Genomic DNA, 25,921 nt, shown 5'->3' with positions numbered 1-25,921 from the left:
GTTCAACACTCCTAAGCTTTAAAACAATTAACTATTTGTGAGCGCATCGATTTGCTCTAATTCCTCTTTGCTAAATTCTAGATGATTTAAAGCCTCCACATTCTCAACAATTTGGCTTGCTCGACTTGCTCCAATTAAGGCTGAAGCAATCGACTTTTTATTTAACACCCAAGCGATTGCCATTTGTGCAAGACTTTGCCCTCTTTTATGTGCAAGGTCATTTAACTTTCTAACCTTTAACAACTTGTCTTCAGATAAATCATTTCTGTTTAGAAAAACACTGTCACTCGCAGCTCTTGAGTCTTTGGGTACCTCTTGTAGATACTTATTTGTTAAAAGCCCTTGTGCTAGTGGCTGAAAGGCAATCGCTCCAAGGCCTTCTTCTTCTAGAACATTTGTTAATCCATTTTCTACCCAGCGGTTGAACATTGAATAGGCAGGCTGATGAATAATAAAAGGTGTCTTTAGTTCCTTTAGAATTTTAGAAGCACGCTTCGTCTCTTCAGCAGGGTAGTTTGATATTCCAACATACAGTGCCTTCCCTTGCCTCACTACATGATCAAGTGCTGCCATTGTTTCTTCAAGGGGAGTGTTTGGGTCAAGTCGATGAGAATAGTAAATATCTACATAGTCTAACCCTAATCGATTCAAACTTTGATCAAGGCTAGATATAAGGTACTTTCTCGAGCCCCAGTCTCCGTAAGGACCTTCCCACATGCCATAACCAGCTTTAGTAGATATTAACAACTCATCCCTATACCCTTTTAAGTCATTATTTAAAATTTGACCAAACGTTTTTTCAGCACTTCCAGCAGGAGGCCCATAATTATTTGCAAGATCAAAATGTGTAATTCCTAAATCAAAGGCAGTATGGATCATCTCTCTAGCATTTTCAAAATCATCATGCGCTCCGAAGTTGTGCCATAAACCTAATGATATAGCAGGCAGTTTCAACCCATTTTTACCACAATAGTTATATTTCATCTTTTCATAACGATCTTTTTTCGGGGTATAACCCATTTATATCAACTCCTGAAACCGGTTTCGTTTCTCTTCAAAAAAATTTAAACTTTTCTATTCTTCACAATTTCAGCATAACGTTTTGCACTATCTTTTAAGTACCTTTTTTGCGTTTTAAAATCAACGAACGTAATACCAAAACGCTTTTCATATCCAAAAGCCCATTCAAAATTATCCAATAATGACCATAAATAATAACCAGCAATATTGAACCCTTCTTGGTTTAGTTCGCCAACCGCTTTAATGTGTTGTTCCATGTAGCCTACACGTTCGTGGTCATGCACACTACCATCCTCTTCTAACACATCATCAAAAGCTGCACCGTTTTCTGTAATGAAAATCGGAAGTTCTGTATATTCTTTTCGCAACCTATAAATTAATTCTTTAAACTCTTTCGGTGAAATATCCCACCCCATACCTGATTTAGGATAATCAGAATAAGCTGGTGTGAATAAGAAATCAGCAGCCGAGCTAAACTCTATTAATTGTCGATTATAAAAATTAATACCTAAGAAATCACAGGGATAAGATATTAATTCCATATCTCCTGGTTGGATAAAGTCATATGAATGGACATATTTTGAAAATAAATTCATCATATCTGTTGGGTATTTCCCTTTGAAAATCGGGTCTAAAAACCAGCGATTAAGATACCCATCAAAATTATTAGCAGCTAATTGGTCGTTTTGACTTTCACTTGCCGCATACACTGGTGAAAGATTTAGCGTGATTCCAATTGCCTTATGAAGCTTTAACTCTTCTTTATACAGTTTCACCACTTCACCGTGTGATAACATAATATGATGAGCCGCTCTTACAGCTTCATCCATATTTTTATGACCAGGTGCATGCACGCCTTGGTGATATCCTAATAATGCTGCACACCAAGGTTCATTATGCGTAATCCACATTTCGACATAATCATTTAATTCTATAAAGCATTTTTCGGCAAACTCTTTGAACCACTGAACAGAGTTTCTGCTCACCCATCCACCTTGCTCATAAGCCCACTGTGGCATGTCCCAATGGTATATTGTAACGAAAGGCTTAATACCTGCTTCTCGCAATTTAATAGATAATTCCCGATAAAACTCCATTCCTTCAGGGTTATATTCACCCTCTTTCGGAAAAATTCTTGGCCAAGCAATGGAAAAGCGATAAGAGTCTACTCCTAAGCTTTTTATAAGCTCAACATCTTCTTCAAGTCGGTGATAATGGTCACAAGCGATTTCTCCAGTATCTCCATTCAATACTTTCCCAGGAATTTCAGAGAACGTATCCCAGATAGAAGGAGTTCTTCCGCCGTCTCTAACTGCCCCTTCAATTTGATATGAAGAAGTTGCCGTACCAAAAATAAAATCTTTTGAAAAATTCACTATTGTTTCCCCCCACTATGTTTATCCTTTAACTGATCCTGCTGAAATACTGCTAATAATGTATTTTGATAAGAATAGGAACGCGATCATAATTGGAACGACAGAAATAGCAATTCCAAGATACAAGGAACCTAGATTTTGGGCTACTTGAGAACCTTTTAAGAATCCCATTAATACTGGTAACGTGTATTTTTCCGGTGAAAAAATTACGACTAATGGTAAAATATAGTTGTTCCATGAACCGATGAATGTAAAAATCGACATCGTTGCTACACCTGGCATCATCATTGGAAGCGCAATGGAATGAAAGATTTTTAATTCACTAGCTCCATCCATGCGAGCTGCTTCAATTAATGAAGGGTGCAAAGTAGAAGCAAGGTATTGTCTTAGAAAGAACACGACAAATGGACTTGCAATTGCAGGAACAATTAATGGAATAAACGTATCAAGTGTTCCAATTGTTTTATTCAATTCATAAAATCCGATTAACCCCAATTGCCCAGGTACCATCATCATTACTAGCGTCAAGGTGAATAATAGATTTTTACCCTTAAAATTATATACAGTAAAACCAAAAGCGGTTAGAGCGGAAAAATAACCACTTAAAACAGTTACTGATACAGATACAATTAAACTATTCTTAAAACCAGCCCAAATATTTACATAATCTATCATTGTTTTGTAGTTTTCAACCAAATTACTACCTGGTAAAAAAGAAAAGCCCATTAAAATGTCTTTATTTTCACGAGTAGCATTAATAATCATCATATAAAATGGAATAAAGCTAATAATCGCTAATAATGTTAAGAGAACATATATAATCAGCTTAACGAAGCTTTTTTTTGCATTCATTTTATTTTACCTCTCTTTTTTGTAACTTTTACATCGCGATACATAGATCTAAATGTAATAGCTGAGAAAATAACAGTGATTAAAAATAACATATAAGCGATTGTTGCAGCGTATCCATAGTTATTGTACCTAAATGCTTGATTATAAAGGTATAGAACCATTGTATTTAAAGCGCCATCTGGTTTTCCTAGACCATCTGTTAGAAGCATTGGTAAATCAAATAATTGAAGGCCACCGATTAGAGAGGTGATCATCACATATAGCATAATTGGTTTGAGTAAAGGTAACGTAATATAAATAAACGTTTGCCACCTATTTGCACCATCAATAAGTGCTGCTTCATAGTATTCTTTTGATATACCTGATACCCCAGCCATTAAGACAATAAAGGTGTAGCCAAACCACATCCAAGTTAAAATTAATGAAACTGAAACTTGAGCCGTAAACGGTTGATTTAACCAATTAATAGGTGAAGATATAAGACCGATCTTTATCAAAAATTGGTTAATTGTTCCATAATGCCAATCCAACATAATGTTAAAAAGAATGGCAACCGAACTTATCGTAATTAAGTTAGGCAAGTAAAATATCGCTCTAAAAAAGCCAAGCCCCTTAATTTTAAACCGAAGATCAGAAAATAACGCAGCCAATAGTAAAGCTATTCCTAATTGCAATGCAAAATTCAAGCCCCAAATTTTCCACGTATTGATGAATGCCTCTAAGAAATAACTATCTGAAAAGATGCGGATATAGTTTGCTAACCCAATAAATTCAGGTTTTCCATATCCTTCATAATGGGTGAATGTGTAATAAAATGTTAATAGTATTGGATAGACATTAAACACGAGAAAGATTATAAAAAATGGAGCTACAAAATAATAACCTTTATAGTCTAGTTTCTTCATAAAGCACTCCTTCTTTCCTCATGATGCAAGAAAAAGGGATAGACACTCCACCCTTCTATCCCTTTCTTTGTTTTCAACTTTCTTACTTTGGTGTTTTTATATTTGGATATGCATTTTCTACTTCTTTATAAAAGGCTTCAATTGCTTCTTTTTTCGTCATTTTTCCATCTACATATTCAAGAACTTTTGCTCCAAGTAACGTATCAATTTGCTGGTCATACTTTGTTACAATCCCTGATTCGATTTTTTTTGCTTGTTCTAAGAAGAATGTATAATTATTTTGCCCACCTAAGAAAGGCTCGCTAAAATCATCTTTAATTTCATTCGTTACAGGAAGATATGCTAAAACATCTCCAGTTTCTAATGACCACTCTTTTAAGAACTCTTTATCATGCGTCATCATTTTCACAAATTCCCAAGCTAATTCCTTCTTCTCAGAACCACTATAAATCCCTAACCAAGTACCACCCCAGAAATATGGTGCAGGACCTGTTGTGACAGCCCAGTCACCAGCAGTATCTTCCGCGTTCACCTTAAGTACACTGTGTAATCCCCATGTTGGTAATGCATAAGAGAAAACTTCTGTTTTGTCACTAGCACTTTCATCTACCTCGTCCCATCCACCATTGTAGGCAATTGGGCCATTCATAGCCGCAAACCATGATGGTGACCATTCAGGTGCAAATGCTGTATAATCCTTCTCACGCAATTTCTTTGCATGATCGAAATAATCTAATTTTGCTTGTGTCATCACTAATTCATTGTTTTCATTCACCCAAGGCTGCGGGTCTTCACTTTTTGAAAACCAACGAATCGCTCCTTCATCAGGGAATAAACGATAACCTTTTTCTTTTAATTTTTCTCCTACTTCAAACAACCCATCCCAAGAAGACATCATCTTCCCTACTTCATCAGGATCTTCTGTACCTAAAACCTCATTTGCAATACTTCGACGGTAATAAATACCACCTGGAGTCGTTTGCCAAGATAGTGCTTTTACATTACCTTCAGAATCTTTTCCTAAGTCAAACACATAATCAATGTATTCCTCTTCCCACTCATCTACGTTATAAGGCTCCTCAGATAAATTCTCCCAATAGTTACGGTCTGTCCATTGTTTTAAGAATGCAATTTCTCCTGTAAATACATCTGGGGCACCAACACCACTTTCAAGCACTGGCTTAAGTTTCGTTGGGTAATCAGCAATCGGAACTATTGTTAACTCAACTTTCACACCATGCTTTTCTTCAAATGTTGTGATTGGCTTCTTCAATTCATCTGTGAAAGACCAAACTTTCAATACTTTATCTGATTTGTCAGAGCCTTCACTAGAACTTGGTGACTTATCTGATGAACAACCAGCGAAAATACCAACCATTAAAGAAAGAGTTAAAATAACACTTAATAACTTCTTCATTCTTAGTCCCTCCATTTATTAAAGCCATCAAAATACAATAAACCAAAAGATTACTAAACCGGTTTCGAAACTCTCGAAAAAATAATTTAACACGATTTTACACTTATTTAATTTTATTTTTATTTTTCGAAACCGCTTTCGTTTTCGATTTAAAAAAATGAAATCGGTTTCGAAAAATTCAAAAAATCATCCTATTTCGCTACACGATTTCCTAGTCACTAAATGCACTGGAACACTTATACTTTCAACATTTTTTCCATTATTGATAATTTGTTTGATCAAGAGTTTTGCTGCTTCTTTTCCAATTATATCGGTATTTTGTTTAATAGTAGTTAATGGTGGGTTCACATATTGTGAAAGTTCGATATCATCAAATCCAACTATCGAGAAATCTCTTGGTACCTCATAACCACTATCTCTAATTGACTCTATCGCTCCAATTGCTAAATTATCGCCTGCTGCGAAAATAGCTGTAGGCGGAGAATTTAACTGTAAGAGTTTTTTCATCGCCTCATAACCACTATCTCTTGAAAAATACTTACCATCTACAATGTATTCTTCTGGAACAGACAAATTTAAATCTTTCATAGCTTGGATAAAACCTATTTGTCTTTGTTCTCCTGCGTAAGTAGAAGGGTGTCCAGCAATATGAGCAATTTTCCGATGGCCTAATGAATATAAATATTCAACCGCCAGCTGACTTCCACTAATATTGTCGGAGTAAACAACACTAGATTTGTCACTTTGCAAATCAATAACCACTGTTGGAAGTGGATTATCAATTAATTCTTGTACCTGCTCATCATTATAGGTAGAACAAACGATAACAACTCCATCTACACCTCGATATTGAAAATGTTTCAGATAACTTTTCTTCTTGTTACCAATATTCCTAGATGCAAATAATAAGTCATATCCTTCTGTCTCTACATTCTTTCTAAAGCTCTCTATCACTGCGCTAAAAAATGGATGTTTCATTCCAATCCCTAACGATTCAACAAAAACCACACCTATAGTCCATGATTTTTTCGTTGTTAAGGTTCTAGCATGAGAATTAGGTAGATATCCCAGTTCCTCTACAGCCTCTAAGATTTTCTTTTTTGTTTTTTGACTAACATCATCATAATCATTTAGTACTTTAGAAACTGTTGTGACAGAAACTCCAGTTTTCTTAGCAATATCGTATATAGTAACCATAAACTTCAACACCTTTTCTATTACGAAAGCGCTTTCGTAACTTGATTATATAGTTGATATAACACCAAGTCAATAGTGGTTTTATTAGAAATAACTTTTATATTTAGAAATTCTTGTTTTCTTCCTTTGTTTAAAGACTATTCTTAGAATGTATTAAAAAAATACCTCCCCATTCATTTAGGATATTTATAAACATTGTTATAATAAAATAAATTTTTATATTAAATTTAAGGTGAGGATAAATTTGGTTCTCGAAAATCTTCAACGTTATTATAAAGATAATTTAATTATAGGAAAAAGTGATGTGCCTGAGGAATATTACTGGTACTCATTTGACAATGGCACGATGGTAGGGATTAAAAGAACGGCGTTGTCAGAGCATGATAAAAGTTTATTGGCACTTTTTTTAACACCGATTACGTATGTCCAATCACGATTGTCTCATTCAGAACAGATATGGGACGACATTTTGTTTAATGCTTCTCCTCCTTCCTCCATATTATCTGATGTAAAACATGTGCAATTCCTTTATTTTCATATAACACAGCCCTCTATTGATCCTACTGACTTTAAGGAAGCGATTTCGGGACTTATACCGTCTCAGCTAACAATCCTATGGACTTCACCATATGAAGGAATTATTATTATTCAAAATAGTGAAGAAAGACTTGATAACTTTGCAATTCAACAAATGATTCAAACATTGATGGCTGACTTCTATAGCAGAATTACACTTTTTGTTGGAAAGAGAAGAGATTCATTAGTAACCATTAAAGACGCCTATGTATGGGAAAAAAATTGTTTCCACGCTGCATATCCTTATTTAAAAAAAGATGATGTCATTTACTTGGAAGATGCCATACCTTTTCTTTATTTTCATGACTCTTATCAATTAACAAATGAAATCTCACAAAACATTCTTGAAGACATTGATCCTGATTTAATTGAAACCATAAAAGTGTATATCGAGTGCAATTTAAACAATACAAAAGCGGCACAAAAGCTTTATATCCACCGCAACAGCTTACAATATCGTATAGATAAATTTATTAACAAAACTGGTATTGATGTGAAACAAATGAAAGGAGCATTTGCTGTTTATTTAGCGATTTTAGGCAAAATGACAACTTGAAGCAGCTGCTTTTTTGTCAAACCTGCACAAAAGTAAATTTTCTTTTTCATGCACCCTACACATTATAATTGTTATCGCTTTTCTTTAAACTGAATACCAAGAAAGCGATAACATTTTAGGGGGTAATGACATGGCAGAGTTAAAACTCGAGCATATTTATAAAATATATGATAATAAAGTAACGGCAGTGGAGGATTTTAACCTTCATATTCAAGACAAAGAATTTATCGTATTTGTTGGACCATCTGGTTGTGGTAAGTCAACAACACTTCGAATGATTGCTGGTTTAGAAGAAATATCAAAAGGTGACTTTTATATTGATGACCGCCGCGTAAATGATGTCGATCCAAAAGACCGCGATATAGCAATGGTCTTCCAAAACTATGCACTTTACCCACATATGAATGTATATGACAATATGGCATTTGGTCTTAAATTGCGAAAATTTAGTAAATCTGAGATTGACAAGCGTGTTCAAGAAGCTGCTCGTATTTTAGGTCTGGATAAATTATTAGACAGAAAACCTAAGGCACTTTCTGGTGGACAACGCCAACGTGTTGCATTAGGTCGTGCGATTGTTCGTGATGCCAAGGTCTTCTTAATGGACGAGCCTTTATCAAATTTAGATGCTAAGCTACGTGTTCAAATGCGGACTGAGATTTCAAATCTACACCAACGTTTAAATACAACTACGATTTACGTAACACATGACCAAACAGAAGCTATGACGATGGCCACTCGTATTGTTGTAATGAAAGACGGAGTCATTCAACAAGTTGGAGCTCCAAAAGAAATATATGATAACCCTGAAAACGTTTTTGTTGGCGGTTTCATTGGCTCTCCTGCGATGAACTTTTTCAAAGGTTCATTACAGGACAATCACTTTGTTATGGACAATGTAAAGATAGAAATTCCTGAGGGAAAAATGAAAGCTTTACGCGAACAAGGTTATGAGAACAAGGAAATTGTAATGGGTATTCGACCTGAAGATATCCATGATGAACCTGTATTCATTGAATCAAGTCCTGCTACAAAGATCGTAAGTACAATTGATGTAGCAGAATTAATGGGAGCAGAAACTATTTTATATACAAAGGTGAATGACCAAAGCTTTGTTGCTCGTATAGATGCCCGTACTAATATCCAAAATGGAGATAGCATTGATTTAGCATTAAATATGAACAAAGCACACTTTTTCGATATTGATTCAGAACAGCGCATTCGATAAGAAGAAAAGAAAGCCTAACTATTTGAGCCCACTGAAAAACTTATGTTTTTCAGTGGGCTCTCACCATAACAAAGAAAAGACACTTTTCAATTGATAATTGACTTATCGCTACAAATACTTCCGATGCATATTCTTCCCATCATACGTAAACAACACATTCTTCTTCTCTACCACTGTCTCCATATGAACAGCTCTTCCCCACAGCTGATGAACATACGGAAGCACTTTCTCTAAATATTTCAAATCAAGCTCAATATCTTCATACCAATGCTTTAAATATAGCTCGCCGTTCTTTAAATAATCTCCATCATTAACCGTTATATAAGGAAAACCACCATTCACACGCATATTAACAAGCTGGTCACGGACACCTTTCCATTCTTTATCAACAATCTTATAATCCTTACCTTGCTTTTGGAATAAATACATATCCTCGCGCAGCACAAGGTCCTTCGTTAAATAGTTGCGGATAAAGGAGATATCTGATTCAACTTCACGCACTTCGAACATCTTCTCTCGTCCAGAATCTGGTTCGACGCCGCGCTTTTTCATTTCCTCTGTTGGATTGTTGTATCGTTCTTCAATATCTTCAAAGATCTTTAAGCCGAGATAATATGGGTTGATTGAAGTTCGAGATGGCTGAACAACCCCAGCGTTCAACTTTGCAAATTCAATCGATTCATCGCTTGTAAGATCCATTTCACGCAGAATCCGCGCATGCCAGTAGGAAGCCCAGCCTTCGTTTTGTTAAGGTGTTTTAAAAATCTATAGGATTTATTTTGCTTAGTGATTTATTATAACTTACTAAATATTGTCATTAATAAATTCGTTAGTTAAGTAAAGGATGTTCCTTGCCCTAACATCACCTATGTAACTAATTTGTACTAGTCCATCATAACCAAGATCTAAAATATGCTGTAACTTAGAAACTCCGGCTTCTTTCAATCTTTCTAGAATTAAGCTAGAGATATTTAAAACACTAGTGTCGAATAATTCCAGTTCATCCCCTGTATCATCTTCACTTACTTCAAGACTTAATCCCGGATGGAAAGGGCATATAGTCCACTCTTCACTGTAAGTCCCTTTACATTTTGCATCAACACAATTACCATCCAAAAATCTAGGGCATGATAATGTTCTTCCAGCTTCAAATTCAACTAAGAATTTTTCAAGATTCTCAAACTGAATTTTTCGATCTTTTTCTATACTATTTTTTATATGACTTACTAAGTTGGATATTTGATTTTTAGAAAAAACACCAAATGATATAGCTACCATAGGGTTTAAAAAATAAGTTTGACCTTTATTAAAAGTTCCTCCACCAAAATCTCCAATTTTGTATGTATCTATTATTCTTGAGTAATGGAGAACATCAATTGTATCATTAAAGTATCGCTTTATATCATCAGATATTAGGAAAAACGTACTTGCCACTTCACTTCTTTCATTTCTTTCTTTTAAGCGTTTTATAACAACCTTCAAAAAGTCTTCGACTTTATTTATATTTGTTTTATATCTTTTGGCTTGCTTCTTCATAAAATCTATATACCAGGAATTAACCATATATATAAGAATATCATTTGTAATATTCGAAATTCGAATTTTCTTTGCATTCTTTTGCCAAATATAATCTATTGCTTGTAATAACATTCTTGGATTTCCATTTGTTAATAAGATTAAATATTCTAGTGCATCAAGTGTAATTGCTTCTTTGATATCCATATTTCCAAAATTACTTAATCTTGATTCAACTAATCTAATTAAAGGTCGTTCAAACTCTATTTTAGTGGGTTTATAAAGAATTGAAGATACATTTACTTCCTTAGCATCATCTGGAATATCAAAATCTTCCCCTAAGTCCATATATGTGGGATATGCACTAATAGCAAAAGTTACCTTTTTGTAATTCCTAAATCCGAATAATATATCAAAAAACTCTGGTTGTAAAAATTTCAAATAATAAACTTCATCAAATAACAACTGAATTCTCTGTATACTATAGACAGAGCAAATTGATTCTATAGTTTTCTTAAATAGTGCTGTTTTTTGCATATCATTTAAAGTTACTTCCTGTGTTGTTTCCCCATTAATCATCTCTGGAGTAAATTTGAGTTCTATTGCTTTTATATTGATACCCGCTTCAACATTAGCACCACTTGTTTTAGACCTAATTAACTCCTTAAAACCTATTGTTCTAAAGGTTTGTACTGCTTTATTTATTTCCTTTTTTATACCTAGCTTAGTCCTAATGCCAAACAGATTAAAAGCCACATTATTATCTAATTCCAACTCTTCAATTGTTCCTAAGACAGCATCTAATAAGGTCATAAAGAAATAACCTCTAAAAACTTCTTTAGCTATTTTTAACTCTTCATCATTCATGTCAGTTTCTTCTTGTAATGAAACTTCTTTCTTGAAGCCTGCAAAAGAAATTGAAACAGGGAGGTTTTCAATCTCTCCTGTAAATCTATTCTTTATGTTTTGTTTTAATAAAGCTTCAGATGTTTTTAAAGCCATTGTCTTCCCGGTTCCTCTTACACCTGTAAGAATTAGCTTTTCTCCATCCAAAATTGCTGCAATCAGAGGGTCTCTTTCAACTAAAGATTCCCCTTTTAATGATATATAGTTGGTGATTATTTCTGAATCATAAAAAAACTCATCAGCTTGAAGTGGACCAACTATACTTTTGATTATTATTTTTTCACTCGCTTTTTCCAATTAGAACACCCCAATAATTTATTTAATAGAGTAATTTCTACAAATAATTACATATTCCTCCAATTATTTTCATGGAATTATGACAATTTTAATATTCATAATATGTAAATTTTATTGAAGATAAGTCGTAATTTAATTTCAATTCTATTTTGCATTTGGTTTTGGATTTTGACTGCTTTGAAATAAGAAGTGAATCAACGATTTCAGTGATTAGTAAACGCCATTCAGTGTTTGAGATAGTCTCTCTCCTTTTTTTCAATGTTTGTAAAACTGGAAGCCAATATTGTTGTTTAGACAATACTTCCTTAATGTTATCAATTTTATTTTTCATGTTTTCGATCTGTTGTTCAATAAATTGGTTTAAGTGCCTCGCACCACTCGAGATTTGTCGAATAAAGATTCAGTTTGTATATTTTCACATTCCTTTAAAAAAATAAATAAAAAAGCCACTGAATACTCAGCAGCTCTCCCTTAATCCAACGTTTGTTTAACCTACAAATACTTCCGATGCATATTCTTCCCATCATACGTAAACAACACATTCTTCTTCTCTACCACTGTCTCCATATGAACAGCTCTTCCCCACAGCTGGTGTACGTACGGAAGCACTTTCTCTAAATATTTCAAATCAAGCTCAATATCTTCATACCAATGCTTCAAGTAAAGCTCGCCGTTCTTTAAATAATCTCCATCATTTACTGTGATGTATGGAAAGCCGCCATTCACGCGCATATTGACAAGCTGGTCACGGACACCTTTCCACTCTTTATCAACAATCTTATAATCCTTACCTTGCTTTTGGAATAAATACATATCCTCGCGTAGCACAAGGTCCTTCGTTAAATAGTTGCGGATAAAGGAGATATCTGATTCAACTTCACGCACTTCAAACATCTTCTCGCGTCCAGAATCTGGTTCGACGCCGCGCTTTTTCATTTCCTCTGTTGGATTGTTGTATCGTTCCTCAATATCTTCAAAGATCTTTAAGCCGAGATAATATGGGTTGATTGAAGTTCGAGATGGCTGCACAACCCCTGCGTTCAACTTTGCAAATTCAATCGATTCATCGCTTGTAAGGTCCATTTCACGCAGAATCCGCGCATGCCAGTACGAAGCCCAGCCTTCGTTCATGATCTTCGTTTCGAGCTGCGGCCAGAAGTAGAGCATTTCTTGACGCATCATTGTGAGAATGTCACGTTGCCAGTCTTCTAATTCACGGCTGTACTCCTCAATGAAAAGAAGGATATCCTTTTCCGGGTTTGGTGGGAACTTCTTTTTCTTCTTCGGTTGTTCTGTTTGTTTGTTGCGCTGGTCCATTTTCCATAAGTCATCATATGGCGTTTTTTGAACCTCTTCAACTTCCTCTTCTTCATCCTCCATCGACCAAGCCAGCTGCGGGCGAAGAATCGAAGGGTCAATATGTTCTTGGATTGCTAGAACCGCATCTAAGAACTTCTCTACTTCTTCCTTCCCGTATTCATGCTCATAATTCGAAACACGTTGTGCAGTAGCAGCCATACTTTCGACCATATCCCGCTTTGTATTTACAAAGCGAATATTATTCTTAAAGAAATCACAATGCGCCAATACGTGGGCTACAATAAGCTTGTTTTGAATCAAGCTGTTCGTATCAAGTAGAAACGCATAACATGGATCTGAGTTAATGACTAACTCATAAATCTTGCTTAAGCCAAGGTCATATTGAAGCTTCATCTTATGAAACTGCTTGCCAAAGCTCCAATGAGAAAAACGCGTCGGCATTCCGTAAGAACCAAACGTATAAATGATTTCTGCCGGACAGATTTCATAACGCATATCAAAATAATCTAACCCAAACCCTTTCGCAATTTCCGTTATTTCATCAATCGCATATTCAAGCTCCTTATGAGTCGAGCGCGCCATATTTTATCTCCCCTTTGCATGTACCTTTACACCAATTTATGAAAGAGATAAGGAATTCATGAAAAAGGAAGACAACTTTATTATCTATAGACAAATTTCCAGAGTTATCCCACTATTTTATATGGTATAATTTACCTAAAAATTTTATTTGGAGGCTAGGATGAATCGAACCGTACGAATCAGCTTATCTATTCTGTCAGGCTTACTAATCGTCCTTAGTATGCCGAATTATAATCAGTGGTATTTGGCATGGATTGCACTTGTTCCTCTGTTTGTCGCTTTTGAAGGGTTGGAATATAAAGAAAGGAAATGGTTGGCTCTCATTACGACGCTTATTTGGTCCATCGGTGTACACAATTGGTACCCCGTATATATGGGAATGTGGTTAGGATTATTTTTAATCCTGTTAGTTGCCTTTCTATTTGCGGAGATTCTTTCTTTAGGAAAGAGCTTGGAAGACAGAGTACCACTACGCTATAAAATCTTTATGATTCCAATCATTTGGACAGCTTTTGAATGGTTACGATTTGTAGCACCCATTACAAAAGATTGGTGGTTTGTGCTTGTTAGTAAGTCTCAATGGAATAATCCTGTTACATTGCAGCCACTTGCGCTTGGCGGTTTTGCCTTATTAACGTTCTTAATCCTGCTTGTTAACAGCTCTTTTGCATTGTTAGTCAGCCATTACTTGAAGACAAGAAAGCTTCAACCTCCTTACTTAATTGGGCTTTTCCTGCCAATTGTGATGATTGGAATCAGTTTCTTCAATCAAGCCTCATCTAATGAAGTCGTAAAGGTAGCTGCCATCAGTGATATGATTTCGCAAAATGAAGAGATTACAAAGCTTGCAAGTAGTGAAAAAGCTGGTGATGGTTATGTAGCTGATTCAGAAGAAATGATGCAAGCAATCTTTGAGGTAAATGAAACATTAACACGAGAAGTGGTGAAAGAACACAAGCCACAATTTGTCGTATGGAGCGAAAATGAGTTCACAAATTCCGACCACCCAGCGATGCTTCAACAAGCAAAAGACTTAGCAAAGGAACTGAATATCTACCTTGTCGTTGATTTCGTATGGAATAGCGATACAGGGATGCACGATACAGCAATGCTGATTGGCCCTGACGGCGAGGAAGTTGGCAGACGAGCAAAGCTCCAAATGACAAGCGGCGAATTAGATTACGGATTCACAGCTGGTCCTGAAACCTTCGAAATATTTGAAACGAAGTATGGAAATGTCGGTCTAGCAATTTGCTGGGATAAGCACCGAAACGATATCATAAGAAAGCTTGTGCGCAATGGAGCCGATCTTCTGCTTATCCCTGATGACAATGACTTTGAAGGAAATGAGCGCTTTCCACTCTATGCTTCCACAGATAGTATTTTTCGAGCAGTTGAAAACGGCACAGCCCTAAGCTCTGCAAGCGTATCAGGAAACTCAATGGTCATTCAGCCAAGTGGTAAAATCGCGGCAATGACAACAGTTAATCAACAAGAGGCTGCAGTAGGCGAAGTGATGATTAATAAGAAGAGCACGTTATATACTCCTTTTGGTGATTGGTTTGGCATATTCGTGACTGCTCTTTCAGTTATCTCACTTATTCTTGGCTTCCCCAAGCGTTCGATGTCTGCACCCAAGCCTCACAACACAAATAAACAGATCTCCTAGTGGGATCTGTTTATTTGTGTTGTAGAAAAATAACCCACAGCATTATCGCTATGGGCTTTCGGACTTTATTGGTTTTGGGGTGTAAATATTATGGACTGTCAAGCTTGTTGCAGCTTAAATTCATTTTGCAAATGTGGGTCGAATTTAAGCAAGGATACGAACAAATAAATTCTGTGTAATGCATAACATCATTCATGCCCTTCAGCCATTCGATAACAGACAACAATGACACCCTATTCACTCTTTGTCTTGCGTAATGTTCTGAAGAAGACATGGAAGTGTCAGCATTAAATACAATCAACATTTCCCTACTTTTAAGAGATGACCAAAGCAGTGCGATTTACTTTTAGCAGCTTGGGGTTGCCCCTATTTTATTTCAAGAAGGAGTATGAGAGAAAATAATCGCTTCTGCTTTATGAGGTCATGTTGATCGGCGCAAAACCTATATAGCCCTGTAGGTTTTGTGTATGTTTGCCATCATCCGTACACTCTTTGTCACTAGGCTTCTTTACTTATGGTTGAACATGTCAAAGAATGACTGGACAATCTCGACCGATTGGAAACCCATTAAAGACAATGCGGTAAATGAGAAGAACCCAATCATTATTAAACGAACAAACAACATCATAAACCCCTCCAATGGAATAGGACTTTTCTTGCTTAGGTCTTGCATATTCTTATTAAACAACATTGAGATGATAACCATCTTAAAAGAAAATGAGATTTTGATGAGAAATCGTAAACTCTTACTTATACAGCTTGGAATTGGAGCGTGACACTTGTTCCCTCCCCTTCTGTACTTTCCACTTGAATCATACCTTGATAGCGCTCAACTAATTGTTTAGCAATCGCCAACCCTAATCCATTTCCGCCTAATTCACGGCTTCTTGCTTTATCAACTCGGTAAAAGCGTTCAAAAATATGCTGTAAATCCTCTTTCGGAATTCCAATCCCTTCATCCACAATTGTCACAAGCACTCGGTCATTTTTAACTTCTGTTTGGATATTTACATAGTTGTTTCCGCCTGAATATTTCACTGCATTATCCAACAGGATTGTCAGCACTTGCTCGAAATGCTGCGGCTTAATCCGAATTTTCTTGCCTTTGATCGATGAAAGATCTTGAAAAAAGTGAAATTGCGGATAGAGAATTTTGAAATTCTTTACCAGATGGGCAATAATTGGCTCTGGTTCAAGAGCCTCTGTGTCCTGATAGAACCGCTCCGAATCAACACGTGTCAATTCTAATAACTCCATCACAAGGTGCTTCAAGCGCTGCGTCTCTTGGATAGAAGCTGAAATCGATTCTTCTAATATGGCAGGGTCTTTCTTTCCCCAACGATTCAACATCGAAAGGTGACCCTCCAGCACGGAAATTGGGGTTCTCAATTCATGAGAAGCATCTTCTACAAACTGCTTTTGTTGTTTGAACGACTTTTCCAATTCATCCATCATTTCATTAAAAATTTGTGACAGCTCTGTTAGTTCATCATGACTATGATCCCTTGTTTCCACTCGCTCGTGCATGCCTTCACGTTTTATTTTGTTCATTGTTTCCGACAAATTCTTAACTGGTGAAAGCATTTGTCGTGTTATCCACATTCCACCGAAGATACTAAGCAACACAGCTCCAGCAGTCGCCGTTACCATAATGATGAACACTAATCGTAACAGCTGCTCAAACCTTTCTAGACTTTGAATAATTTCGATTGTTCCTTCAAAGCCTTTGATTTGAATCGGCGACTGAAAAACAAGATAGCTTTCATTAGCAACTTCAATATGCTGAATCTTCTGCGTATCTATCATTGGTAAACTGAAATTCTCTGGGATCTGGTCGGAAACAGAAAGAAGAACGTTTCCTTTTCTATCTAAAATACGAATTAATTCATTCTTTTCGTTCGTTTGCTCAATAAAATAACGGCTTTTTTGAATATCATCTAATGTTAGAGTTGGATTTTCTTTTCCAGAAAAGTACGCCTGAATTTCAGACATTTTATCTTTCACTTGCTGCTCTTCTAAATCTGTCATCCAGTTTCGCAAAATATTATATTCAATCCCATTAAAGAAGATAAACAATAATGATAATAATAAAGACGACCAAAGGGTTAACTTTAATTTAATTGGAAGACGTGAAAATCGCCGGTAGAGTCGTTCCATCAGCGCATCACATACCCTGTGCCACGAACTGTTTGGATATAGCTTACTTCACCTTTTCGATCAATCTTATTGCGCAAATATCGAACATACACATCCACAACATTTGTTTCTGCATATGAACCATAACCCCAAACTCGTTCAAGCAAGATTTCACGTGTTAAGACACGGTTTACATTTTCCATTAAAATGACTAATAAATCATACTCGCGTTTCGTTAAATCAATCGTTTCTTCACCTCTTTTTACAATAAGAGAATCTTTATCGACTTCCAGATCCTTGAATCGTAAAATTTCGTGCATATCTGCCTGCTGTCCTTTCTCCTCGCGCCTTAAAATCACGCGTATCCGTGCAAGCAGTTCTTCAATTGCAAATGGCTTGGCAATATAATCATCTGCCCCGCTGTCCAGGCCGGTTACTTTGTCCATTACACTATCCCGCGCAGTGAGCATGATAATGGGAGTATCTTTCACACTGCGAATTCGCCTGCATACTTCAATTCCGTGAAGGCTCGGAAGCATTAAATCTAATAAGATAACATCATATTCTGTATTCAGGGCACTATTTAACCCTTCACGTCCGTCATAAGAACATTCCACTTCAAAGCCTTCATACTTAAGCTCCAGCTCTACAAATCGTGCTATATTCTTTTCATCTTCAATTACCAGTATTTTGTGCATAACCATCATCCTCGCCTGAATACTGAAAACGCAACCCATTTTATTTTGTCCGGGTTGCGTTCTTTTTTTATTTTACCTATTGTCCAAGTTCTATGTATAGGAAAAAGATATTTATTGCTGTACTGATGTGTGATTTTGTGACGGGTGAACAACTTGGTGCTGCTCCGCTTGCATAATTGGGATGAATACTCTACCCAAAATAGAAAGCAGCAGGACAATAATAATGACCCAACTTTTGAAATTCAACGGCTACTTTTCTCCTCTCTTTATATAATGTCCATTATTTTACACAATAAAAACGAAAATAAGATGAGAGGATTATTAGAATTCAATTAGAGTCAGTCTTAACTTGAAAGTGTTAGAAAATTTTAGATTTTTTAACTTCATTACCTTTATTTAATCGATTATAATTATATACAAATCTTATTAAGATGGTGAAATTATGCATAATCCTGAAATGGTTATTAATGTTTTTAAAGACTTCATTATAAGCAATATGGATAATATCATACACGAATGGAAGAAAGAACTCATTGTCTCAAGCACAGATCCGTATCAAAATACAATCGTTGATAATGGGTTAGCCATGATTAATCTAATATTAGATAACCTTGAAGAAGATATTAATGAAGATACTTTAAGAAGGCTTGCTCACAAAGTCGCTGAAGAGAGACTTGAAGCTAATATTAACATTGGCGAATTTGTATACAATGTAAACCTTGGCAGGAGTCAGCTGTTTAAATTTCTAGATAAGCTTGACTTAGATGTTGCTTCCGTTCAGCCGCTAATTAATGAAGTGAACTTGCGCTTTGACCGATTTATTTATTATGCTGTTTCCCATTATACTGACTTAAAAAATGAAATGCTTCAAGATAAAATAAACTTTATTAACGCTACCCATAAAGACCGTCTCTCTATTCTCGGTCAAATGACTTCAAGCTTTGTGCATGAATTTCGCAATCCTCTTACTTCTATTAAAGGGTTTAACCAATTATTAAGGCATGAATATCCTGACCTTAAGTATTTAGATATTATTTCTGCTGAATTGGAACAACTAAACTTCCGAGTATCACAATTCTTAATGTTATCGAAAAAAGAAACGATCGGCCCAACAAAAACAGAATTCAATGTTGAAGAATTAATCCATGAGATCTTAGATTTTATATACCCAAGTCTACTGAATAGCAGAATAAACTTAACGACAGAAATCAATTCTAATTTTTCCTTTATTGGCTATCGGGATGAAATTAGACAAGTACTCATTAATATTTTATTTAATGCGATTGATGCACTTCATAACAATGAGAATGATAAAATAATAACTGTATCGCTAAATGAAACAATTGAACGATTCATCATTTCCATTACTAATAATGGTCCGGAAATTGAAGGAACCGCTAAAAAAACCATTTTCGAACCTTTTTTCACAACAAAAGAGCTCGGTACTGGAATTGGCCTGTTTGTTTGCAAGCAAATTATTGAAAAGCACGGCGGCTGTATTTGCTTAGATTCCAATCCTTCTTACACAACCTTTTCGATTGAATTAGAAAAGCAAACCTACAAACCCTCTAATGAAACAAAAAAAGTATTACACACTTAATCATCTTCCATCTAAGTAAACGGAGCCCCGTAGGCTTAGGTGGACTTTTTATTTCTCGCTCAAAGTTCTGTATCAGCTTGCAAAAAGTAGACCTCTATTGTTTTTTTCGTTTTTCCTGTATGATAGAGGTTGCGTATTTTCGTATTGTACGCTTTTTAAGGAGTGAGTCATATGAAGCAGCCTCTAACATACGAAGAAATTCTTACAGTATGTCGTGATATAAATGAAAAATATATGCCGGATGATTCGTCATTTTATGATAAAATCGATGAGCTTTTGCAGGATGAAGAATCTTCTGCGGATGAGCTTGTGCTTCAAGCTTATCTTCAGCTATTGAAAACATTGGATAATGAAATTGAAAAGATTGAGGCAAAAGCTGATATTAAGCCGACTTGTTTTATCGGCTGTGCCCATTGCTGTTACTTTCCAATTATTGTTACGAAGCTTGAAGCTAAAATTATTCTTCAGCATATCAAACATTTGCCTGAGGATGAAAGACAGGGGATTTTAAATCATTTAAAACGCTATTTTGAGGAACAACAGCCTGAAATTGAATCAGCATGTCAGCTAGATTTTCAAGAAAATCCTGACTTCAAACATCAATATATTGCTAAGCAATTACCTTGTCCAATGTTAGATACAAAAACAAACACTTGTGTAGCATATGAAGCACGGCCAACACCGTGCCGTACCTATTTGAACTATGCCAGCCCAAAAGTATGTGCAGACAACCTGGTACCGAAAGAGCCTTTCAGCTATGAATTTCTTCATGAATATTATTTCCAAGCTTTAAATGAATTAATTCAAGCCCTCCTTTACGGTGGAGAAGAAATGAAAACATTGAATTACCCAGATGACCTTTTTGAATATGACTACTTACCAAATCATTTAAAGCGTGAATTAAATCTGTAACCAAAAACCTCCTCGCCATTGTGGCAAGGAGGTTTTTCCTTAGGAGTATTCTTTTCGTAACACTTCACCGATCGTTTTATTGAACGCCGGAATATCTTTCGGTTCACGACTTGTAACTAATTTACCGCAAACGACGACTTCTTCGTCAAAGACATTGGCACCAGCATTTTTTAAGTCAACATGAATGGATTTAAATCCTGTTACACTTCGACCTGAAAGTGTACCTGCTGTAATAAGTAGCTGCGGGCCATGACAAATCGCAAACACTGGTTTATTTGCATACATGAAATGTTTGACAAATTCTACGAACCGTTCGTCTCCGCGAAGAATATCAGGTGAAAAGCCGCCAGGAAGCAACAATGCATCAAATACTTCTGGAGAAATGTTATCAATGCCTTCATCAACTGTTACTTCTTCTTCACCTTGCTTACCTTTTATTGTTTTACCTTTTTCATCACTGATCACTTTAAGTTCGTGACCATCGTCTTTTAATGCTTGTACTGGATCTGTATATTCAACATCTTCAAACATGCTTGTCATCAGAACTGCGATTTTTGCTACTTTACTCATCAGTGTATCCGCTCCTTTTAGAAGGTGTACATATATGCTATTACCGCTTGTACGCCTCTCTAAACAAAAACTTATTGACGATTTGATGACAAGTATTGTTCGATTAGCTCTTCCATTTGGTCATTATTTGGAAAGTGTCCTTGGAAATAAAATGGTAGCTCCTGCTTATACTCACCGTTTTTGTATACATGCATAGCACCTTTTTGTTGGACCTGACTGAATTCCACCTCAAACTGGTAGCCTTCTCGTTCGTATGCCCCCATTTTCTCAACTCCTTTGCAACTTATTATTTGCAAAGACAAAAATGGTATGTACGTGTGAGCTGTCCATCATTTACAACGTTAGCTTCTCGATCATCAACATACACTAAGCTTGACCCTCCAAGAAAAGGGGAAATGTAATAATGAACTCAGTCGATTACGACCGTGCATTGTACTATATGTATCGAAATGAATGGGATAACTTAATGTTGTTAATGGTCCGTACAAAAGACGATTTTCTTTCAAAAAAGATTGAACATTTCTTACATGCCTTTCACTTCGAACATGAAGCAAAGGAACTTCAACATACAACAGATTCACTATTTGAGTACCTTGATCACGCGTTAGATATTGCACCAATTGATGTTTCAACAATTGCCGATTATTAAAAAAAGAACAAAGGAAGGAGAAGGAACTTCTTCCTTTGTTTATATACGTGGACATTCCTGAATCCTTCCGTATGCAAATCATTGATGGATTTTCATCTTACTAAATGCTTCGTTTTCCTTGCAAATCTTTTTTCATTTTACATAAAAAAACCCGTACGATGAACGCACGGGTACAAGTTTATTTCGTTATTGTTAAAATTTCATCGATTCTGCTCATCACAGCTGTTTTCAGTTTATCAAGCTTGTCATAGCTATCTTGAAGTGAATCGCCTTTCACTCCAAAGTAAAACTTCACTTTCGGTTCTGTTCCTGAAGGTCGTAAGCAGAACCAGGAACCATCTTCAAGGAAGTATTTTAAGACATTAGCTTTTGGAAGGGTGAGCGTTTCTGTTACGTTTTCTTTCATTAGTAAGCGCTGTTGGGAACGGTAATCTTCTTGAATAAGAATCGCCTGTTCTGCTATTTCCTTTGGTGGTTCATTACGGAAAGAAGTAAGAATATGGTCGATTTGTTCAGCGCCTTCTTTTCCTTTCAATGTCATGGAAACGAGGTCTTCCTTGAAATAACCATACTTTTCAAAAAGCTGCATCAATGCTTGATAAAGCGTCATACCCTTTTCTTTATAATGCGCACATACTTCAACTGCAAGAAGCGCGGCTTGGACAGCATCTTTGTCACGTGCAAAGTCACCAATAAGATATCCGTAACTCTCTTCGTAACCAAACTGGAATGTGTATTGTTTAGACTGCTCATACTCTTTAATCTTCTCGCCAATAAATTTAAATCCAGTCAGTGTATCAATTGCCTCTAATTGATATTGATGAGCAATATGTCTACCCAATTCAGAAGTTACAATTGTTTTCATAACGACGCCATTTTCAGGTAAAATACCTTTCGTTTGTTTTTGGGATAATAAATATTCCAAAAGGAGTCCACCTGTTTGATTTCCAGTTAACACGATATAATCGCCATCTGGGTCCTTTACCGCAATTCCAAGTCGATCAGCATCGGGATCAGTAGCAATTAAAAGATCTGCTCCTTCTGCTTCCCCATCTCGGATGGCTAATTTAAATGCGGCATGCTCTTCAGGATTTGGAGAAGCAACCGTTGAAAATTCACTATCAGGCTTCTCTTGTTCAGCAACCACTGTATAATTTGTATAACCAAGCGCTTCAAATCCAGCGCGAACTGGAAGGTTTGCCGTACCATGAAGCGGCGTAAACACCGTTTTAACTTTGTTCTTAGCAAATAGTTCTGGTTGAAGTGAAATCGTTTTTAATTGTTCTGTATATGCTTTATCAATTTGAGCACCGATCATTTTTAAAAGCCCTTCATTTTTTAAAGCTTCTTCATCGGCAACTTCAACTTCTAATTCATTATCAACTTCGTTTACTTTTCTAATTACTGCGTTGGCAGGTTCAGGTGGCAGCTGTCCCCCATCTTCCCCATATACTTTATATCCATTGTATTCAGGCGGATTATGACTAGCTGTAATGACAATACCAGAAAAAGCATTTAAATAGCGGACAGCAAATGAGAGCTCCGGAGTCGGACGCAAGGAGTCAAAAACATATGTTTGAATACCGTGCTTGCCGAGTGTTTTGGCAGCTTCAAGTGCAAATTCTGGTGATTTACGACGTGAATCATATGCAATTGCTACACCACGTTTTTTTGCTTCCTCACCATGCTCCTCAATATAACGCGCGAGCCCTTCTGAGGCTTTTCGAATCGTATATGTATTCATACGGTTCGTCCCAGGACCAATCTCCCCACGCATACCACCTGTTCCAAACTCTAGTTCCTTATAAAAGCAATCCTCAAGTTTTTTTTCATCACCCGCATACTCTGTTAAAAGAGCTTTCCATTCTTCTTCTAACGAAGCATTCTGCCAGCGTTCATATTTTTCTCTCCAGCTCATTAAAGACCTCCTGAATAAAAACAATTTAGTATTTCTAGTTCGATAGCGAGTACCTCATTCCTGCTTATTTGCAAAACATTTACATTGAGAAAAGTTATGCCCTTACCCTAAAACCTAGAAATACAATTGATAATAATGGACCATTCATTGTGGAGCTCTGCCTTTTTCAAAAAAAGAGCAAGGGGATGGTTAGCCCCTTACTCAATTATATCGCTTTTCTTGTGGAATTGTTTTCTTCTTCTGGAGAAACAAGTGCATCATTCAACTCTGTATGCAATTCTTCCTTATATCGTTCCGTCTCCTCTTCAGTCCAGCCAAGCTTATCTTTCATATAATCGGATACAGCTTCTTCCCACTGTTTGACCCAATTAATGTCGAAGAATAATGCACCAGAACGGCGGATAAAGAAGTCCCCAAGCGTTGCTGCCGCCTCTTGCTCTATCGCATATTTTAACTGTGCAAAGATTGATGAATTAAGTTTTGGATAGGCCTCCGTATCAAAAGACTTCATATAGTCGTAAATAGTATCAATATTTGAACCGTAACGGCGTGCAAGTAATTCAGCCTCCTGAAGATCTAACCCTAACTTCATGCCTTCTGCTACTTTCGTTTCTACAAATGCATCCAGCTTATCTGAACCACCGATTTCTCCGCCTGAAATTGGCATGTTCTTCGTCTGACACGTATTAAATGCTTTATAACCTTCTTCCTTAAACTGCTTTGCAACCACATTGACAACATGCTCAGCCATTTTTCGATAACCTGTCAGTTTTCCGCCTGCAATTGTAATGAGGCCTGAATCTGAGAAGAAGATCTCATCCTTACGAGAGATTTCAGACGGATCTTTTCCTTCCTCATGGATAAGTGGACGAAGCCCTGTCCAGCTTGATTCAACATCATCCTCAGTTACATGGATATCTGGAAACATAAATTGAATCGCATCTAAAATATAATCCCTGTCTTCTTTAGTCATACGTGGATGAGCGAGATCTCCTTTGTATTCTGTATCAGTTGTGCCCACATACGTCTTTCCATCACGCGGAATCGCAAAGACCATGCGCCCATCTGGTGTATCAAAATAGACAGCTTGCTGTAGAGGAAATACAGAATGATCAAAGACAAGATGAACGCCTTTTGTATGATGTAGTGTCTTTCCTTTCTTAGAGTTATCCTTATCACGAAGCAAATCTACCCATGGACCTGCTGCATTAATAACCTTCTTTGCACGAATTGTAAATGGTTCTTCGCGAAGTTGATCGGCTACATGAACGCCGACGACTTTTCCGTTTTCATATTCGAAGCCTTCAACCTTTGCATAATTCAAAGGCAGAGCACCATATTCAACAGCTTTTTTCATTACTTCTATCGTTAAGCGAGCATCATCTGTCCGATATTCAACATAATACCCGCTTCCTTTTAAACCGTTTTTCTTCAAGTTCGGTTCACGACGCAATGTTTCTTCACGTGACAACATAGAACGACGCTCACTTCGCTTAACACCTGCAAGATAATCATACACACGTAAGCCAACAGATGTACTGAATTTCCCGAATGTACCACCTTCATAAATCGGAAGCATCATCCACTCTGGTGTTGTTACATGTGGACCATTTTCATACACAATTGCACGCTCTTTCCCAACTTCTGCAACCATCTTCACTTCAAATTGTTTTAAGTAGCGCAGACCACCGTGAACTAATTTTGTTGAACGGCTGGATGTTCCGGCTGCAAAGTCCTGCATTTCAACTAGTGCCGTCTTCATTCCCCGACTTGCTGCATCAAGGGCAATACCTGCGCCAGTAATCCCGCCTCCAATGACAAGTACATCATATTCGTTATCTTTTAACTCAGTTTTCACTTTATTTCGCTCTATACTAGAAAATGTTCGTTTCATTTTCATTGCCTCCTCGTTTCCTGATGTCAGTATATGTTTACCCGATACCAAGCTATACAAAAAGACCACAACTAGACCTTAGGGCATACAATCCCCAAGGAAGTTGTGGTCTCTCCGTTTCTCCAACC

21 protein-coding genes and 1 pseudogene are annotated in these 25,921 nt (G+C 36.5%); 6 read left to right on the top strand and 16 right to left on the bottom strand.

Annotated features, from left to right (window positions below; translation table 11 throughout):
- Positions 1-27: 27 nt before the first annotated feature.
- The 6 genes from mgrA to LC040_00450 form a co-directional block, all read right to left on the bottom strand.
- Positions 28-1,020, bottom strand: a complete 993-nt coding sequence (gene mgrA, locus LC040_00475; protein WLR51413.1) for an L-glyceraldehyde 3-phosphate reductase — start codon at positions 1,018-1,020, stop codon at positions 28-30.
- Between the two features lie 44 nt (positions 1,021-1,064).
- Complete coding sequence (locus tag LC040_00470) at positions 1,065-2,399, bottom strand: GH1 family beta-glucosidase (GenBank protein ID WLR53355.1); 1,335 nt, start codon at positions 2,397-2,399, stop codon at positions 1,065-1,067.
- Between the two features lie 18 nt (positions 2,400-2,417).
- The gene (locus LC040_00465) at positions 2,418-3,248 is read right to left on the bottom strand and encodes a carbohydrate ABC transporter permease (GenBank protein ID WLR51412.1); all 831 of its coding nucleotides are present in this window, start codon (positions 3,246-3,248) and stop codon (positions 2,418-2,420) included.
- Positions 3,245-4,153 carry a sugar ABC transporter permease gene (locus tag LC040_00460; GenBank protein WLR51411.1) on the bottom strand — a complete coding sequence of 303 codons (909 nt, stop codon included), beginning with the start codon at positions 4,151-4,153 and terminating at the stop codon, positions 3,245-3,247. The genes LC040_00465 and LC040_00460 overlap by 4 nt, the downstream gene beginning before the upstream one ends.
- Positions 4,154-4,235: 82 nt before the next feature.
- On the bottom strand, positions 4,236-5,570 hold the full coding sequence (locus LC040_00455) for an ABC transporter substrate-binding protein (GenBank protein WLR51410.1): 1,335 nt from the start codon (positions 5,568-5,570) through the stop codon (positions 4,236-4,238).
- A 186-nt stretch (positions 5,571-5,756) separates the two neighbouring features.
- Entirely contained in the window at positions 5,757-6,767 is a 1,011-nt protein-coding gene (locus tag LC040_00450) for a LacI family DNA-binding transcriptional regulator (protein WLR51409.1), read from the bottom strand.
- Positions 6,768-7,011: 244 nt separating this feature from the next.
- Between LC040_00450 and LC040_00445 the strand changes: the two genes are divergently transcribed.
- Both LC040_00445 and ugpC read left to right on the top strand, forming a co-directional pair.
- A complete protein-coding gene (locus LC040_00445; protein ID WLR51408.1) occupies positions 7,012-7,899 on the top strand; it encodes a helix-turn-helix domain-containing protein in 888 nt (295 codons plus the stop codon).
- A gap of 130 nt (positions 7,900-8,029) precedes the next feature.
- Entirely contained in the window at positions 8,030-9,127 is a 1,098-nt protein-coding gene (gene ugpC, locus LC040_00440) for a sn-glycerol-3-phosphate ABC transporter ATP-binding protein UgpC (protein ID WLR51407.1), read from the top strand.
- Positions 9,128-9,235: 108 nt separating this feature from the next.
- On the opposite strand, the pseudogene LC040_00435 reads toward ugpC, so the two are convergent.
- The 3 genes and pseudogenes from LC040_00435 to LC040_00425 all read right to left on the bottom strand — a co-directional run bounded on the left by LC040_00435 (position 9,236) and on the right by LC040_00425 (position 13,747).
- Positions 9,236-9,871, bottom strand: a pseudogene (locus LC040_00435) (SpoVR family protein).
- A 60-nt stretch (positions 9,872-9,931) separates the two neighbouring features.
- Complete coding sequence (locus LC040_00430; protein WLR51406.1) at positions 9,932-11,845, bottom strand: hypothetical protein; 1,914 nt, start codon at positions 11,843-11,845, stop codon at positions 9,932-9,934.
- Positions 11,846-12,337: 492 nt separating this feature from the next.
- The gene (locus tag LC040_00425) at positions 12,338-13,747 is read right to left on the bottom strand and encodes a SpoVR family protein (GenBank protein WLR51405.1); all 1,410 of its coding nucleotides are present in this window, start codon (positions 13,745-13,747) and stop codon (positions 12,338-12,340) included.
- Positions 13,748-13,907: 160 nt separating this feature from the next.
- Here LC040_00425 and LC040_00420 point away from each other — a divergent pair, with 160 nt between their 5' ends.
- Positions 13,908-15,416: a nitrilase-related carbon-nitrogen hydrolase gene (locus LC040_00420; protein WLR51404.1), complete on the top strand. Its 1,509-nt coding sequence runs from the start codon at positions 13,908-13,910 to the stop codon at positions 15,414-15,416.
- Positions 15,417-16,166: 750 nt separating this feature from the next.
- Here LC040_00420 and LC040_00415 read toward each other — a convergent pair.
- The 3 genes from LC040_00415 to LC040_00405 form a co-directional block, all read right to left on the bottom strand.
- On the bottom strand, positions 16,167-17,573 hold the full coding sequence (locus tag LC040_00415; protein WLR51403.1) for a HAMP domain-containing histidine kinase: 1,407 nt from the start codon (positions 17,571-17,573) through the stop codon (positions 16,167-16,169).
- Complete coding sequence (locus tag LC040_00410; protein WLR51402.1) at positions 17,573-18,250, bottom strand: response regulator transcription factor; 678 nt, start codon at positions 18,248-18,250, stop codon at positions 17,573-17,575. Before LC040_00410 ends, LC040_00415 begins: the two co-directional genes overlap by 1 nt.
- A gap of 111 nt (positions 18,251-18,361) precedes the next feature.
- Complete coding sequence (locus LC040_00405) at positions 18,362-18,496, bottom strand: hypothetical protein (protein WLR51401.1); 135 nt, start codon at positions 18,494-18,496, stop codon at positions 18,362-18,364.
- Between the two features lie 196 nt (positions 18,497-18,692).
- Between LC040_00405 and LC040_00400 the strand changes: the two genes are divergently transcribed.
- Both LC040_00400 and LC040_00395 read left to right on the top strand, forming a co-directional pair.
- Positions 18,693-19,850: a HAMP domain-containing sensor histidine kinase gene (locus LC040_00400; GenBank protein ID WLR51400.1), complete on the top strand. Its 1,158-nt coding sequence runs from the start codon at positions 18,693-18,695 to the stop codon at positions 19,848-19,850.
- Positions 19,851-20,021: 171 nt separating this feature from the next.
- On the top strand, positions 20,022-20,762 hold the full coding sequence (locus LC040_00395; protein WLR51399.1) for a YkgJ family cysteine cluster protein: 741 nt from the start codon (positions 20,022-20,024) through the stop codon (positions 20,760-20,762).
- Between the two features lie 39 nt (positions 20,763-20,801).
- On the opposite strand, the gene LC040_00390 is transcribed toward LC040_00395, so the two are convergent.
- Both LC040_00390 and LC040_00385 read right to left on the bottom strand, forming a co-directional pair.
- Positions 20,802-21,332, bottom strand: a complete 531-nt coding sequence (locus LC040_00390; protein ID WLR51398.1) for a type 1 glutamine amidotransferase domain-containing protein — start codon at positions 21,330-21,332, stop codon at positions 20,802-20,804.
- 71 nt (positions 21,333-21,403) lie between these two features.
- Positions 21,404-21,595: a DUF5370 family protein gene (locus LC040_00385; protein WLR51397.1), complete on the bottom strand. Its 192-nt coding sequence runs from the start codon at positions 21,593-21,595 to the stop codon at positions 21,404-21,406.
- A gap of 140 nt (positions 21,596-21,735) precedes the next feature.
- On the opposite strand from LC040_00385, the gene LC040_00380 reads away from it, so the two are divergent.
- Positions 21,736-21,981 (top strand): YhdB family protein, encoded by a 246-nt coding sequence (locus tag LC040_00380; GenBank protein ID WLR51396.1) that lies wholly within the window; start codon positions 21,736-21,738, stop codon positions 21,979-21,981.
- A 178-nt stretch (positions 21,982-22,159) separates the two neighbouring features.
- Here LC040_00380 and LC040_00375 read toward each other — a convergent pair whose 3' ends face one another.
- Together LC040_00375 and LC040_00370 are read right to left on the bottom strand one after the other, a co-directional pair.
- Positions 22,160-23,899 carry a phospho-sugar mutase gene (locus LC040_00375; protein WLR51395.1) on the bottom strand — a complete coding sequence of 580 codons (1,740 nt, stop codon included), beginning with the start codon at positions 23,897-23,899 and terminating at the stop codon, positions 22,160-22,162.
- A 205-nt stretch (positions 23,900-24,104) separates the two neighbouring features.
- Positions 24,105-25,793, bottom strand: a complete 1,689-nt coding sequence (locus tag LC040_00370) for a glycerol-3-phosphate dehydrogenase/oxidase (protein ID WLR51394.1) — start codon at positions 25,791-25,793, stop codon at positions 24,105-24,107.
- Positions 25,794-25,921 lie beyond the last annotated feature (128 nt).

This window comes from Bacillus tianshenii (genome assembly GCA_020524525.2).
Lineage (GTDB): Bacteria > Bacillota > Bacilli > Bacillales > Bacillaceae_N > Bacillus_AV.
This window is presented reverse-complemented; position numbering and strand designations above follow the sequence as displayed.